The sequence below is a fragment of the Candidatus Neomarinimicrobiota bacterium genome (assembly GCA_018647265.1).
Classification (GTDB): domain Bacteria; phylum Fidelibacterota; class Marinisomatia; order Marinisomatales; family TCS55; genus TCS55.
Genome location: JABGTK010000045.1, coordinates 1 through 14,331, shown reverse-complemented (window position 1 = coordinate 14,331; position 14,331 = coordinate 1). Strand labels below are relative to the sequence as shown.

Here is a 14,331-nt window from a genome sequence, read left to right as displayed (position 1 = left end):
GAGGCATTCCACAATTTATTCATAAAGTTTCTGCCGACCTCTAAACGGGAATTGGAAAAGAGAACGTCTAATCCTTGAGGCGCCATAAGCATCGTACCAAAACGCGTCGCGTCAGTACCGTATTCTTTAAATAGGTCAAATGGGTCTGGTGAATTCCCTAAAGATTTGCTGAATTTTTTACCCGTCTCATCCCGAAGAATGGATGTGAAATACACATCCTTAAATGGAATTTCACCCAAGAATTCATTGCCGGCCATAATCATCCGCGCAACCCAAAAGAAAATGATGTCCGGGCCCGTGACCAATGCATCGGTAGGATAAAAAGCTTTTAAATTTTGATCTTCTTGGGGCCATGCATGTACCGCAAAAGGCCAAAGCCAAGAAGAAGACCATGTATCTAAAACATCTTCATCCTGGGTCCAGTTTTCAGGATCTTCCGGGCCGTCTATTGAAACATGCAGTTTTTTTGAATCTTCATTATGATACCACACTGGTATTTGATGGCCCCACCAAAGCTGGCGACTGATGCACCAATCCTTAATATTTTCCATCCAATGGTTATAGGTTTTTGTCCAATGTTCGGGATGAAACTTGATTTGGCCGGAATTTACCTCATCCAAAGCAGGTTTCGCCAATTCATCCATTTTCATGTACCATTGTTCAGACATATAAAATTCGATAGGTACATTGCCCCGTTCGGAAAAGCCGATGTTATTCGTATAATCTTCGATTTTATCTAATAGTCCTGCTGATTTCAAGTCTCGAACAACTGCTTTCCTTCCCTCTTCTCGGGATAGGTTCTGGTATTGCTTCGGAACTTCCGAATTCAATGAAGCATCATCATGCATAATATTGATAAATTCAAGGTCATGACGTTCACCCATGGCAAAATCATTGGGGTCATGGGCAGGCGTTACTTTGACGCATCCCGTACCAAATTCAGGATCCACATAAGTGTCGGCGATTATTGGAATTTTTCGTCCAACCAAAGGAAGCGTAACAGTCTTTCCGATTAAAGATTGATAGCGTTCATCGTCGGGATGGACAGCAACAGCCGTATCGCCTAACATTGTTTCAGGGCGAGTGGTTGCCACTACCAAATAATCGTCACTCCCCGTTATGGGATAACGAAAATGCCAAAGCTTTCCATTCTTCTCTTGGTGAATAACTTCTTCATCACTGATAGCCGATTTTGATACAGGACACCAATTCACCAATCGGTGGCCTTTGTATATCAATCCTTTTTCGTAGAGTTTAACGAATGCTTCCAGAACGGCTTTTGAATAGCCATCATCCATGGTAAAACGTTCCCGTTCCCAATCGCATGAACAGCCCAATCTCTTAAGCTGATTTATAATGATGCCGCCGTATTTCTCTTTCCATTCCCAAGCATGAACCATGAATTCTTCTCGGGTAAGGCTATCTTTAGAAATCCCCTGTTCTTCCAGCATTTTTACCACTTTGGATTCTGTGGCGATAGAAGCATGATCTGTACCGGGAATCCAACAGGCATTTTTGCCTTCCATCCGAGCTTTGCGAATGAGTACATCCTGAATGGTATTGTTTAGCACATGTCCCATGGTGAGCATGCCCGTCACATTGGGCGGCGGAATGACAATTGAATAGGGCTCTTTGTCAGAATTTTCATCTGCATGAAAATAACCTTGATCCAACCAATGTTGATACCAATGATCTTCCAGTTTGTCCCAATTGTAGGATTTATCGAGTTGTGCCGTTGACATTTAAAATCTTATTTAAAAAGTGAAAAAATCAAATCTGGGAAAAAGTTCACCGCTCTAGAATTAAAGAAAAGGCTGTGGTGAGTTTTAATACATTTTGATTGGCTTTCACTAAATTCCCTGAAATGATTCGGCCCAGATTTCGCATAACTTTATATCCAACATTCGGATTAGCATCGCATATATTGTATAAATCTTTTTTATCCAATCTCACAAGCGAACAGAGCGTTTCTGCCCGAACGTTTGCCGTTCGGCGGTCGCCATCATTAAACAAGGACATTTCACCAAATTGTGGATGTAAATCACTAGAAAGCTTCAAGATAGCTTTTTCACGATTATCCGACTCTCCTTTATTCATGGAAAGGGTCAAAGCCTGGTTAATCTCAACTTCTCCGGCTAATAGTAGGTAAATGCAATCTCCCTCTTCACCTTCGGTGATAAACTGCTGCCCTTTTTCCATTTTTACTTCTTTTAGTGATGGATGAAATTTGTTCAGTTCATCATCACTTAGATCGGCAAATATCTGGAAATTCTTTAGTTGTTCATTATTCATAATTGCCTCAAGGGATTATTATCGCCCGTTCACTTTTGCTTAATGTATAATTGTCCGCTGGATTGATGACCACATTTATTTTGCTTTCTTCCTGGAGAGAGATACCGCCTTCTTTCAACTTTCTCTCAATAAAAGCATCTAGTGCTGATGCATCGGAAGACAGGATTGCCCCTATACCGAGATTTTCATCTTCTGAAAAAACACCAATTAATAATGAACCGTCCATTTTACGAAAGTGTCTAAAAAGATCATTATAGGATTTACCAACAAATTCAGTTGGAATGGATACACGTTTAAAACGTGAAGATGAATTGCTGTCAATAAGTTGATTAGCAATTTGGGGTACACCGGGATCGACCACATGAGAGGCCAAAATATGGGCGCTGAAATCATCGCCTACAACGACCTCATCTGCATTAGCTCGTTTAATGTGTGTCAAGTTTTCTCGATCCAATAGGTATGCCACCACACGGATGGCCGGATCAATGCTTTTAATCGTCAAAGTGGCAAAGATCGTTTTCTCATCATAAGTGGCCACTTCTGATCCTGTAGTATTGGGCAATACAATAACTGTATTTGCATCGGTGACACTGGCTCGATGTAATATTTCTTCTTGGGTGAAATCCCCGGAAACAAAATGAATACGCATATCCTGAAAGCGATTTTTTAGCTGGGTAACATCTTCTTCATTCATTTCATTAATGAGAACAAGATCTTTCTTTATTCCTTGGCTCAATTGCTGAATCGAGTTCAACATCCTTTCGCCATTTGGATTCCAACCGCAAAGGATGAGATGATCGGTTAAATTCAACTTTTCCAAACCTTTACCCTCCCGAATTTTTTGAGCTACAAATATGGATGAAATGGTTGCTGTGAGCAGGGAAACCAAAGAAATACCAATAAACATGATCAGTACCGCAAATACACGACCCCCCGGTGTTTCTGGTGAAAAGTCACCATATCCCACTGTTGTCATGGTTACGATCGCCCACCAAAATGGGTTATCATCTTTAGAAATATCGCCAGGTTCTAACCATTGCAGGACGAATCCGCCCAGGACCATTGTAACCAATATCCCGGCGCCGACCTGAAAAAAACTATTACGAATTAAAGTTCTAACCCACAGACGCATTAGGGTAATTTAAATAAACCTTTAGGAGATTGACTTGTTGAATTATTCAGAAAAAATTAAAAGTTAAACAACATATTGTTTTCAATTTCTCCGGCATTTAGTATTGATAAAGGATGAAAGTTATTTAGACTTGACAAATTTCTTTTTTTGTTCATATATACAACCCCCTGTAATTTCAAACCTATGAAACAATTGATTAAACCAATCGCTGTAATCCTGACGGGGACCATTTTACTGGCCCAGGCAAAAGTTGTCAACTCCTCTAAAAATCCTGTAAAAGTAGCTTACGCGGGCATCCAAGTGGAAAATGTAAATCCTTGGGCCGAAACAGAACTCCAGAATAAATTGAGTGCCATATTTGATGGCCTTAATCCGAAACAGATTATCCGAGTTAAGGAAGTCCAACTAGTAGCGAGAGCGCAGGTTGATTCATTATTTTTAAATATGGCAGATGCACAATTTCAGCGTGTGGCTGATCAAACAGGCGCTCAATATGTATTCGCCGGCAAATTCAAAAATGTATCGCCGGATGAAAGTCGGATCATGATTCAAGGTGATTTCTACCGCTATAATGCACAGTTAAAATCCAGTTACCGATATGAAGTTTTAAAATATTATGAACGCATGGGCAATGAAGCTACCGTAATTCAAACTCAACTGGTTGATTCAATTCCTTCAGCTGCAAATCCAGCTTCCCTTAAACAAGTTGCCATGGTATTTGGCACTATATTATTGGTGGGGATACTTTTTATGTCCCTTACGGGAACTAATGTGTGGGCAGAGGGTAATGGTGGTAATGGTCAACCTCCAGTAGAGAACTGATGAGAAAATTTCTAAAACCAATATCCATATTTTTATCGGTTAATCTTTTAACCGTTCAACTGGTGGCATCAGCACCGCAAAAAGCTTCCAGAAAAGTTCATGTGGGATATATTGGCGAAAAACTGGAGAATGTTCCAGATGGATATAAAAAACTAGTTCGCCAAAAAATGCTGGGGCTAATCAACCAAAATTTTTATGAATTCCATAATCCCGTTGACTTAACTGCCAGCCACCGTGAAGCAGTAAGTACCATACTAGTCCACAATTCAGAATCGTTTGTCGGTGACTTGGCCAACCTTTCTGAAGTAGCAAAATTGGATTATTTATTTGTAACAAAACTTACCAATATTTCTGATGATGCCAACCGGGTAATGTTAAAAGGAGAAGTGGTACGATATAATCGTAAGACGCAAAATCTGTACCGCCATGAAATACTTTCCTATGCCGAAGATTTAGATCTCCATATTCATGCCATGAAAACAGAATTGGTTGAAACTATACCACATAGTGTTCATGGTATAGAACGCAATCGCGTTTATGTTCTTATCGGCGTGGGGCTAGTCCTTGCATTTGCATTAAGCCAAACATTTGGCGGCAGAATTGGCCAATGGTTCGGTGAAGATGATGGTGGCAAGGATCCTGACCCACCAGTGGGGTAGTTAACCTACCGTTTTACAAATATCCCAACCGTCTCAACGTGGGGCGTATGGGGAAACATATCCACCATGGTTAGATGCTTCAGCTTATAGCCATTCATGTGTAGAATTTCTGTATCTCTGGCTTGGGTAGTTGGATTACAGGATATATATACAATTTTCTCCGCTCCAAATTTTGGTAAATAATTTGCCATGAATTTATGCATTCCTGCCCGAGGTGGATCCACCACAATAACATCCGGTTTTGGATATTTTTTACCCACACCAAACTTGAAGAAATTATCCAGGTTAGCCACATGAAACTTTGCATTGCCCACACCATTTCGAATTGCGTTACGGGTAGCGTCTTCCACTGCAGAAACGATAACTTCAAAGCCATGAACTTCTTTGGCCTTTTGCGCCAAAAACAATGAAATAGAACCGGTACCGCAATAAAGATCAAAGACAACTTCTTCCCCGCTTAGTTCAGCACCTTCCAAGGCAGTTTCATATAATTTTTCTGCCATCCCTGTATTGGTCTGAAAAAATGAATTGGCAGAAATTTCAAATGTAAGATCGCCAATCCTCTCTTCTAAAGCGGGCTTTCCATGGAGATGCAATTCATATTCACCAAAGGCCACATCAGCCTTCCGCGTATTAATATTATTCACAATTGTGGTAATTTGTGGAAATGCTTCAATTAATCCATTTACCATGGGTTGGAGCAAATCCGCATTTTCGTAGGATGTTACTAAATTCAAAAGAATGTCGCCGGTATTTTGGCCAAAACGCATTAACAAATATCGCAAAAAACCGTTATGAGTTTTTTGGTCATATGGCTTCAACTTTAATTCTTTGGCAAGAGATCGCGCTTTGTTAATTATTTCATTCCCCAATTGAGGTTGAATATGACATTCATCAATATTGAGAATCTTGTCCCATCGTTTGGGAATATGCATCCCTAAGGCAAAATCACGTTCAACATCTTCTGGTTCACCGTGAAGGACCCAGCGATTGTTTGAAAAAGTAAATTCCATTTTATTGCGATAATTAAATATTTGATCCGCAGGAACGACAGCATCCACTTCAAAGTTTTCAATCCCAGCCTGACGGCGGAATATATTTTCAATCTGCTGTTTCTTCTGGGCAACCTGTTCATCATAATTCAATTGCTGCACTTTACATCCACCACAAGTTGGGAAGTGATGACAGCGCGGTTCAACTGCATGCTTGGATTCGGATAAAACTTCTAGGGGCCGTGCCTCTCCAAACCCTTTCCTTTTTCTATATAATAATGCTCGGACTTTTTGTCCAGGAATAGCATTCTTAACGAAAATGACAAAGTCGTCAACTCGCGCCACACCCTTTCCGCCATAAGCAAGCGATTCAATGGTTAATTCTAATTCTTGTCCTTTTTTAACTGACATGACTGCCTCTCATAATTTTAATTCCTGAGCTGGTACCAATCCTATTTGCACCAGCTTTAATCATAGCAAAAGCATCCAGAAATGTATTAATACCCCCAGAAGCTTTTACACCAAAATAATCGCCCACTGTTTCACGCATAAGTTTTACATGCTGGGTCATTGCGCCATGGTTAGAGAATCCTGTGGATGTTTTTACAAATTGCGCTTTAGCCTCTTTAACAATTTCACAGGCTGTTTCTATTTGCCCATCATCCCATAAGCAGGATTCAATAATCACCTTTACAATTCTTCCTTCCGCCGCTTCTACAATAGAATAAATTCCCGCTGCAACTTTATCATAATTATTTGATCTGAATGCATCCATATCCATTACAAAATCTATTTCCATAACGCCTTCACTAGTGACCATTCTTACATCATCCACATTTCTTTCAATATCTCCCAACCCACCGGGGAAGTCGATCACAGTACATACTTCTATTGGTGATCGGTGTAATTCATTGACACATAATTCCACAAACTGGGGAAAAACACAGACTGTGCGAAAATTCCATTCTATTGCTTCTTCACATAATCGAATATGGTCAGCTTCGGTAGCGTCCGACTTTAAAAGAGTATGGTCAATAAGACTGGCCAACTTATTCGCTAAACCAATATTCATTTAAATTTCAGACCTGATTTTGTCCACCAATTCATGTGCATCATCTTCAGTTGGTCCTTCGGCGTAAATCCGCATAATCGGCTCTGTATTGGAGCCCCGAAGATGAATCCAACGATCGTCCCATGTAAATTTTACACCGTCAATCGTATTTACTTCTGCATCGGTAAAAATAGATTTGGCTTTTTCCATTACCTCATCTTTATCAATGCCATCCAAATTAATCTTATCTTTTACAATATGGAATTGAGGTAATTCAGCATGAATTGCACTGATTGGCTTTTCATCCTGGGACATACGGTTTAACACCATTGCGGCGGCCACCAATGAATCCCGGCCCAAATGGGCTTCTTTAAGGATGACACCACCATTCCCTTCGCCACCCAGTTCTGAACCAACCTCCAGCATTTTTTGCACTACATTAATTTCACCAACCGCAGACCGTAGAACAGTGCACCCGTATTTCTCTGCCATTTTTTCTAGTGCCAAAGAAGTGGACAGATTAATTACAAAAGTTTCTTTAGTCTGTTTATTCTTAATGTAGCCTTCAACTGCTAACACCAAGGTATATTCTTCACCTAAAGGAATTCCCTTTTCATTCACAACTGCCAATCGATCTGCATCTGGATCTACGGCAAACCCTACATGGGCGTCATATTCAATAACTGCATTGCTAAGGTCAACTAAATTTTCTGGAAGTGGTTCTGTGCCACGGTTGAATTCGCCATTTCCTTCACAGTGAATTTGAATCACTTCACATCCTAAGTGCTCAAGCAAAAGGGGTAGTGCTTCGGAACCAGCGCCATTCACCGCATCAATGACCACTTTAAATTGGCGTTTCCTGATTGCTTTTAAATCAATACATGAAAGTTCAACTATATCTATGGAATGTTTTAATATAGAATTTTGATCGGGGAAGAACATTCCCTGCTGATCAGCAGCTTTGATTTCTTGATCATTATCCACCAACTCGAATAATGCTTCACATTCTTCCGGATGAAAAAAAGTACCATCAAAACGAACGAATTTTAATCCGTTCCACTCAATGGGATTATGGCTGGCAGTTATTATGATGCCCCCAGCAGCTTCCGATCTTTCTACCATAAATTGTACAGTCGGGGTGGGTACAATACCGCAAACGATTACATCCCTCCCCAGACGAATCAATTCTTCCGTAAAAGCGTCCAATAAATTGTCACCAGATGGTCGACTGTCTCGGCCTAGAAAAACAAGTCCGGATTCAATTTTCGAATGAAAGGCCCGGGCGAAAGCCTTGATAGAATCAGGTGTAATATGGGTGGCGACGAGTCCTCGAACGCCAGAAATGCTACGAATTATCATGCGTATTCCTAGGGGACAACAAAAAAGGTTCGGTAAAATACCGAACCTTTTTTTTATTTTTTAAGTCATGCAAACAAATGTTATTTGCCATACCTCGCAAAACGTAAACGCCTTCGAACTGCTTTTTTCTTTGCAGCGCGTTGCTCATCGCTTGGTTTGATATAGAATGATTTTCGTTTGACTTCACGTAAAACACCGGCACGTTCCCACTTCTTTTTAAAGCGACGTAATGCCCGTTCGAGTTGTTCTCCGTTTCTTACAGTAACTTCAACCATGATCTATTTCACCTCCCCTCGATCAGCCTAGATACGTTCTTAAAGATTTACTTCGCGAGCGGTGACGTAGACGGCGAATAGCCTTTTCTTTAATCTGACGAACACGTTCCCGAGTTAAACTAAATTCTTCACCAATTTCATTCAGGGTGAGGGCGTAGTCACGTTCAATACCAAAATACATTTTAATGACTTGACGCTCACGCTCTTTCAATGTATCCAATGATTGACGAATTTCATCCTTCAGTGATTCCGCCATGAGCGGTTCATCAGGATGGATTTGACCATCATCTTCAATGACATCGATAAGAGAGTTTTTATCACCATCACGAAATGGTGCATTCAGTGAATGGTGCCGTCGGGAAATCCGCATGGCATCGATCACTTCATCACTGGTCATTTCCAGGTTACGCCCGATTTCTTCTTCATTTGGTGGACGTTCGACTTCAGCTTCAAGCTTTTCAGCTTGTTTTGTGATTTTCGAAATCGTTCCAACCCGGTTTAACGGTAAACGTACAATTCTGGAATGTTCAGCTAGTGCCTGTAAAATAGATTGTCTAATCCACCATACAGCATAGGATATAAATTTGAATCCCCGCGTTTCATCAAAGCGACCGGCCGCTTTCATTAAGCCCATATTGCCCTCATTAATGAGGTCAGTCAAGGGCAATCCTTGGCCTTGATAATCCTTAGCCACGGATACCACAAAACGAAGGTTTGCTTCCACTAGTTCCTTCATGGCAAGACGGTCGTTCTTTTTGATAGCCTGGGCCAGCTCTACCTCACGCGACGGATGGAGCGGCTCAAATTTGCCGATCTCTTCTAAGTACTGACTTAGACTACGGTTGGATTCATTAATTGCTCTTGCTGCTTTAGCCATATGTTTAAACCTCGATTTTTGTTGAGGAAAAAGTCAGCAAATTTACACTTATTAAAGGGTCTTACCCAAGAGATTGATAAAACTTATAATCAGTTTAAAAGTTTCGCGAATTCTGCGATCGAAAGCGTCTCCGGCCGACGGGTAAAATCAATTTCTTCCCGAATATTATCGGGAATATCAAAACCACTCAAGGAATTTCTCAGCATTTTTCTACGCATTGAGAATGCTGCTTTGACGATTTTATTGAATTTTATGAATTGATCATCTGAAACAATTGGTTTTTCTTTTTTAGTAAATCGGATAATTGTAGAGTCCACTTTGGGTTTGGGATAAAAAACATCCGGTGGAATTTTGAAACACATTTCAACATCCAGATAAACACCAACAATAATAGAAAGACGACTATATTCCTTTGTACCTATTTTGGCTGTCAAACGCTGCCCTACTTCTTTCTGCATCATGATAAATGCATCATTCCAAAAATCCAATTGTTCGATAAGCCAGAAAATAATAGGGGAGGTAATGTTGTAGGGAATATTTCCCACAACGCGAACGGGGTTTGAAATGAGGATATCTTCAATATTTTGGAGCAGCACATCACCGTGAACGATTTGAAGCCCTTTTAAGTCAGATCGGATCGAAAGGTGCTTGATAAGCAAGGGATCTATTTCAATGACAGCCATTTCTTTTACATTGGGAAATATTTTTTCCGTAAGCGACCCATCTCCGGGTCCAATCTCTAAAATAGAATCATTTTCTTGGGGGTCAACGGTACGAACAATTCGATCCAAGAGGTTGGTGTCGGTAAGGAAATTTTGTCCCCACTTTTTACGGAATGGATGAGATTTTTTCAAAACACTAAATGAAAGGGGAAAAAATGAAATGTATCTAACATTAATTTACCCTTTTTGTTTCCCAGAATATGGAGGAAAGAATTTGGTTGACTCGATTTATTGATATTCATATTTCGCCACTTTCGGTAAATTCACCACAAGCAAACTTAGAGAAACAAGTTAGGGTAACCGGAAAAGTTCAATTGCATTTTCTGTGGTACGATTAGCCATTTCATCAAATGAAATATTATGAATCTCAGCCAATTTTTCCGCCACGAATCGCGTTCTACCCGGTTCGTTTGGTTTTCCTCGATGAGGCACAGGACTCAAATATGGCGAATCAGTTTCTACCAATAGTCGATTCAATGGAATGGATTTTGCCACTTCAGGCAAATGGCTATTTTTGAAAGTCAAATTCCCTGAAAAAGATATGTAGTACCCCATTTCCAAAAATACATTTGCCGTATCCAATGTACTGGAAAAACAATGCGCCACGCCAATCACATCGGGATATTCTGCCAAAACTTCAATTACATCTATATCTGCATCTCTATTATGAAATATCACAGGCCGATTTAGATCTTGCGCAACTTCCATTTGTTGGCAAAATACTTTTTTTTGAATATCCGGATTGGAAATATTTCGAAAATAATCTAAGCCCATCTCACCCACAGCAATCATACCTTCGTATTCCATGAGTTCATAAATATCATCAATATACCCATCAGAAACATCCTTGGCATCGTGGGGGTGAACACCTGCCGAAGCATATATATTCTCATTATTTTCCGCAATAGACAAACATTCTCTGGAATCGGCAATATTTGTTCCAACACAGATGAACCGCGTTACCCCCAGTTCATTGGCGCGGGACAGTACTCCATTTAGGTCGTTTTTCAAATCTTCGTAATAAAGGTGGCAATGGGTATCGATAAGCATATTTAATTATTTTTAGGGCTTAAATTAGGTTATGAAGATAATCAAAAATCACCACAGGATTAAAGGAAGAAGCATCCTTTTGGGATTAATTAGGTTACTGAAAATTGAGGCAATCAAATGAGTGGTGAAATACACCGCAATTGGACCCACTGGTTCGAAATTCCCGTCAATGATTTTGACCGGGCTAAAAAATTCTATGAAACCATTTATGATATGAAAATTGATTCTTTTGATGCCGGCCCATTAAAAATGGGAATTTTACCTCATAGTGGCGTAGGCTGCGCAATTTGTTTTGGAGAACACTATACTCCGGGACCAACAGGTGTAGTCGTCTATTTAGATGCCAATCCAAACCTGGATGATGTATTAAGCAAAGTTAAATCAGCAGGCGGCAAAGTGCTTCAAACCAAAAAACAGATTTCAGAAGAGCATGAATTCATGGCATTATTCCTGGATAGTGAGGGAAACCGAATCGCACTTAATTCGATAGCATAATGAATTTTTACATCTCATCACTCATGGTTGCCATACCCATTTTTTCAATTTTGATTGGGATTGAAATAATTGCGGCTAAAAGAATGGGAATCCAAGTAAACAATCCGGCAGACATGATTTCCAGTTTAAGTTCAGGCATCACCAATACAGTCCGGGATGGGCTTAAATATGGTCTTATAATAATCAGTTATTCATGGCTGGTTGATCACATAGTCATTTATAAAATGGACCCCGTTTGGGCGGCGGTTACCGTTGCATTTATTGTGCAGGATTTTACGGGATATTGGTTACATCGCTTAAATCACCGTGTCAATATTTTTTGGAATCGCCACATTATTCATCACAGCAGTGAAGAATTCAACTTGGCTTGCGCCCTTCGCCAATCTATTTCTGATACCGTTAAATTTGGCGCAATTTTCATGATTCCCGCCGCAATCCTTGGCGTTCCCGCTTCCATCTTTGCGGTCATAGGGCCCATTCATTTATTCCTTCAATTCTGGTATCACACCCGTTTAATTAATAAAATGGGCTGGCTGGAAAAAGTGATTGTTACCCCTTCCCACCATCGCGTTCATCATGGTATTAATCCAGAATATTTAGATAAGAATTATAGCGCAATCTTTATTATTTGGGATAAACTTTTTGGCACATTCCAGCCGGAGTTGGCTGATGTAAAACCAGTGTATGGCATTCTTCGCCCTGCCAATACATGGAATCCCATTATCATAAATTTTAAACATCTTTGGCAGTTAATCATGGATGCCTTTCATGCAGAAAAATGGCGGGATAAAATCCGGATCTGGTTTATGCCCACAGGCTGGCGGCCGGAAGATGTGGCACAAAATTATCCAGTTAAAACAATCGAAAACCCATTGGAACAAATCAAATACAAAACAGTGAATTCACCCCTCCTCATCATTTGGGGATGGCTTCAAATGTTTATTACCTTTGGATTTATGTTCCATTTGTTCATCATTAGCACACAGTTCGGGCCGACAATAATATTTTTATACGCATTATTTTTATTCATTAATGTTTTCGCATACACATCATTGTTGGATGGTAATGATCTTGCACTTTATACCGAGATAATTAAATTCATTATGGGATTGGGCTTTATTTGGATCCAGAATTTTTCATGGTTTGGAACAAGCGGAATATCCACAATCATTATGGGCGTTTATTTGATTTTGTCCTTAGGAATCACTATTTATTCTTTAATAGTCGAACCGAAATCTCCTCAACTAAAAACCACTTGAAAATAGAAATATTTATTTCAGTTAAAGAAATTTGCAGAAGGCCATTAATATTGATCGACTTCTTTATATTTCGACTTCCTCAAACTGCCCTTTAAAATTTCTTGGGACACATTAATAAAAACTTTAGAAGGACTATGACTATGAATAAAAAATTAGCTATTATACTCATAACGGTATTCTCATCACTTTTAGGTCAAAACTGCGATACAAATATTTCGGATATTTATATTAGTGAAAAAGCTCGCACGGTTTATGAAACCAAACTGGCGGAGGCCAAACTGAATTTCTCTAAAGACCCCAATGCAGATAATCTAGTCTGGATGGGCCGCCGAGAGGCTTACCTCGGCAACTATGCAGATGCCATTGAAATCTATTCGAAAGGCATAATGAAACATCCCAAAGATGCCCGTTTTTATCGCCACCGGGGCCACCGTTACATTTCTTCAAGGTGTTTCGATTTAGCCATCAAGGATTTCAAAAAGGGCGTTGGTCTTACACGAGGAAAGCCCAATGATGTAGAACCGGATGGACTTCCCAATGCGCTAGGCATTCCCACTTCTACACTTCAAGGCAATATCTATTACCACCTGGGACTCACTTATTATATCCAGGGGAATTATAATCAGGCGCGCCGTGCTTACGAAAAGTGTCTCGAATTGGCTGAAAATCCCGATAGCTATGTGGCAGCAGCGAATTGGCTTTATGCAATTTATCGCCATTTGGAATTGAATCGGAAATCGGCTGAATTGTTGAGTACCATTAAGGATGATTTGAAATTGATTGAGAACCATTCATATTATACTATACTAAAAATTTACCAAGGAAAAGTTGATTCAGAAAAACTTGAAGCGGAGATTCTGAAGGGTCAATCTTTGAATAATACAACACTCGCCTTTGGGCTTGGGAATTATTATTCCATTAATGGTAATGAAGAAAAAGCGCAAAAACTTTTCAAAGCGATCGTTAGTGGAAACCAATGGTCCGCCTTTGGATATATTGTGGCAGAAGCACGTTTGAAATAAACAAATGATTCGACGATTCATTTATATTTTTATTTTTATGGTTCCTTTGATGGCCCAGTCTATTACAGTTCTGAGTTATAATATTTGGAATGGATTTGATTGGAGCAAAGATACCGTACGCCATGACAAAACGGTGGCTTGGATTAAATCTCAAAATCCCCATGTGGTGGCTCTTCAGGAATTGTGTGGCTATACAGAAGATAAATTAAAAACTGATGCAAAAGAGTGGGGGCACAAATATTCAATCCTCCTCAAAACAGATGGATATCCCGTAGGACTCACATCCAAGAGACCGATTCAACTTAAAGAAAAAGTAAGAGACGG

The 14,331-nt window shown here is 39.9% G+C and carries 16 protein-coding genes; 6 read left to right on the top strand and 10 right to left on the bottom strand.

The genetic code is table 11. The features are described 5' to 3' along the window. From HN459_03125 to HN459_03115, 3 genes are all read right to left on the bottom strand, one after another. On the bottom strand, nucleotides 1–1,742 hold a 1,742-nt coding region (locus HN459_03125; protein MBT3478433.1), incomplete at its 3' end, for a valine--tRNA ligase. A 46-nt stretch (nucleotides 1,743–1,788) separates the two neighbouring features. Beyond that, nucleotides 1,789–2,292, bottom strand: coding sequence for a cyclic nucleotide-binding domain-containing protein (locus HN459_03120; protein MBT3478432.1), 504 nt, complete (start codon nucleotides 2,290–2,292; stop codon nucleotides 1,789–1,791). A 7-nt stretch (nucleotides 2,293–2,299) separates the two neighbouring features. Beyond that, complete coding sequence (locus HN459_03115; protein ID MBT3478431.1) at nucleotides 2,300–3,424, bottom strand: hypothetical protein; 1,125 nt, start codon at nucleotides 3,422–3,424, stop codon at nucleotides 2,300–2,302. Nucleotides 3,425–3,616: 192 nt separating this feature from the next. Between HN459_03115 and HN459_03110 the strand changes: the two genes are divergently transcribed. Further along, nucleotides 3,617–4,246 (top strand): hypothetical protein, encoded by a 630-nt coding sequence (locus tag HN459_03110; GenBank protein ID MBT3478430.1) that lies wholly within the window; start codon nucleotides 3,617–3,619, stop codon nucleotides 4,244–4,246. Then, nucleotides 4,246–4,905: a hypothetical protein gene (locus tag HN459_03105; protein ID MBT3478429.1), complete on the top strand. Its 660-nt coding sequence runs from the start codon at nucleotides 4,246–4,248 to the stop codon at nucleotides 4,903–4,905. The genes HN459_03110 and HN459_03105 overlap by 1 nt, the downstream gene beginning before the upstream one ends. Nucleotides 4,906–4,910: 5 nt before the next feature. On the opposite strand, the gene rlmD is transcribed toward HN459_03105, so the two are convergent. From rlmD to HN459_03070, 7 genes are all read right to left on the bottom strand, one after another. Beyond that, on the bottom strand, nucleotides 4,911–6,308 hold the full coding sequence (gene rlmD, locus HN459_03100; GenBank protein ID MBT3478428.1) for a 23S rRNA (uracil(1939)-C(5))-methyltransferase RlmD: 1,398 nt from the start codon (nucleotides 6,306–6,308) through the stop codon (nucleotides 4,911–4,913). After that, nucleotides 6,298–6,969: a deoxyribose-phosphate aldolase gene (deoC, locus tag HN459_03095; GenBank protein ID MBT3478427.1), complete on the bottom strand. Its 672-nt coding sequence runs from the start codon at nucleotides 6,967–6,969 to the stop codon at nucleotides 6,298–6,300. Before deoC ends, rlmD begins: the two co-directional genes overlap by 11 nt. Further along, nucleotides 6,970–8,307, bottom strand: a complete 1,338-nt coding sequence (gene glmM, locus HN459_03090; protein ID MBT3478426.1) for a phosphoglucosamine mutase — start codon at nucleotides 8,305–8,307, stop codon at nucleotides 6,970–6,972. A gap of 80 nt (nucleotides 8,308–8,387) precedes the next feature. Further along, nucleotides 8,388–8,582 carry a 30S ribosomal protein S21 gene (locus HN459_03085; GenBank protein MBT3478425.1) on the bottom strand — a complete coding sequence of 65 codons (195 nt, stop codon included), beginning with the start codon at nucleotides 8,580–8,582 and terminating at the stop codon, nucleotides 8,388–8,390. A 22-nt stretch (nucleotides 8,583–8,604) separates the two neighbouring features. Further along, nucleotides 8,605–9,459 carry a sigma-70 family RNA polymerase sigma factor gene (locus tag HN459_03080; GenBank protein ID MBT3478424.1) on the bottom strand — a complete coding sequence of 285 codons (855 nt, stop codon included), beginning with the start codon at nucleotides 9,457–9,459 and terminating at the stop codon, nucleotides 8,605–8,607. 89 nt (nucleotides 9,460–9,548) lie between these two features. Next, entirely contained in the window at nucleotides 9,549–10,313 is a 765-nt protein-coding gene (rsmA, locus tag HN459_03075) for a 16S rRNA (adenine(1518)-N(6)/adenine(1519)-N(6))-dimethyltransferase RsmA (protein ID MBT3478423.1), read from the bottom strand. Between the two features lie 159 nt (nucleotides 10,314–10,472). Beyond that, a complete protein-coding gene (locus HN459_03070; protein MBT3478422.1) occupies nucleotides 10,473–11,231 on the bottom strand; it encodes a TatD family hydrolase in 759 nt (252 codons plus the stop codon). Between the two features lie 117 nt (nucleotides 11,232–11,348). Between HN459_03070 and HN459_03065 the strand changes: the two genes are divergently transcribed. From HN459_03065 to HN459_03050, 4 genes are all read left to right on the top strand, one after another. Further along, nucleotides 11,349–11,726, top strand: coding sequence for a VOC family protein (locus tag HN459_03065; GenBank protein MBT3478421.1), 378 nt, complete (start codon nucleotides 11,349–11,351; stop codon nucleotides 11,724–11,726). Between the two features lie 23 nt (nucleotides 11,727–11,749). After that, nucleotides 11,750–12,985, top strand: coding sequence for a sterol desaturase family protein (locus HN459_03060; protein ID MBT3478420.1), 1,236 nt, complete (start codon nucleotides 11,750–11,752; stop codon nucleotides 12,983–12,985). Nucleotides 12,986–13,125: 140 nt separating this feature from the next. Next, entirely contained in the window at nucleotides 13,126–14,007 is an 882-nt protein-coding gene (locus HN459_03055; GenBank protein ID MBT3478419.1) for a tetratricopeptide repeat protein, read from the top strand. A 4-nt stretch (nucleotides 14,008–14,011) separates the two neighbouring features. Then, nucleotides 14,012–14,331, top strand: a 320-nt coding sequence (locus HN459_03050; protein MBT3478418.1) for a hypothetical protein, incomplete at its 3' end; no start/stop codon positions are given.

Coding starts and splice junctions, on each gene's coding strand:
- HN459_03120 (MBT3478432.1), bottom strand. CDS start 2,292: ATGAATAATGAACAACTAAAGAATTTCCAGATATTTGCCGATCTAAGT.
- HN459_03115 (MBT3478431.1), bottom strand. CDS start 3,424: ATGCGTCTGTGGGTTAGAACTTTAATTCGTAATAGTTTTTTTCAGGTC.
- HN459_03105 (MBT3478429.1), top strand. CDS start 4,246: ATGAGAAAATTTCTAAAACCAATATCCATATTTTTATCGGTTAATCTT.
- rlmD (MBT3478428.1), bottom strand. CDS start 6,308: ATGTCAGTTAAAAAAGGACAAGAATTAGAATTAACCATTGAATCGCTT.
- deoC (MBT3478427.1), bottom strand. CDS start 6,969: ATGAATATTGGTTTAGCGAATAAGTTGGCCAGTCTTATTGACCATACT.
- glmM (MBT3478426.1), bottom strand. CDS start 8,307: ATGATAATTCGTAGCATTTCTGGCGTTCGAGGACTCGTCGCCACCCAT.
- HN459_03085 (MBT3478425.1), bottom strand. CDS start 8,582: ATGGTTGAAGTTACTGTAAGAAACGGAGAACAACTCGAACGGGCATTA.
- HN459_03080 (MBT3478424.1), bottom strand. CDS start 9,459: ATGGCTAAAGCAGCAAGAGCAATTAATGAATCCAACCGTAGTCTAAGT.
- HN459_03070 (MBT3478422.1), bottom strand. CDS start 11,231: ATGCTTATCGATACCCATTGCCACCTTTATTACGAAGATTTGAAAAAC.
- HN459_03065 (MBT3478421.1), top strand. CDS start 11,349: ATGAGTGGTGAAATACACCGCAATTGGACCCACTGGTTCGAAATTCCC.
- HN459_03060 (MBT3478420.1), top strand. CDS start 11,750: ATGGTTGCCATACCCATTTTTTCAATTTTGATTGGGATTGAAATAATT.
- HN459_03055 (MBT3478419.1), top strand. CDS start 13,126: ATGAATAAAAAATTAGCTATTATACTCATAACGGTATTCTCATCACTT.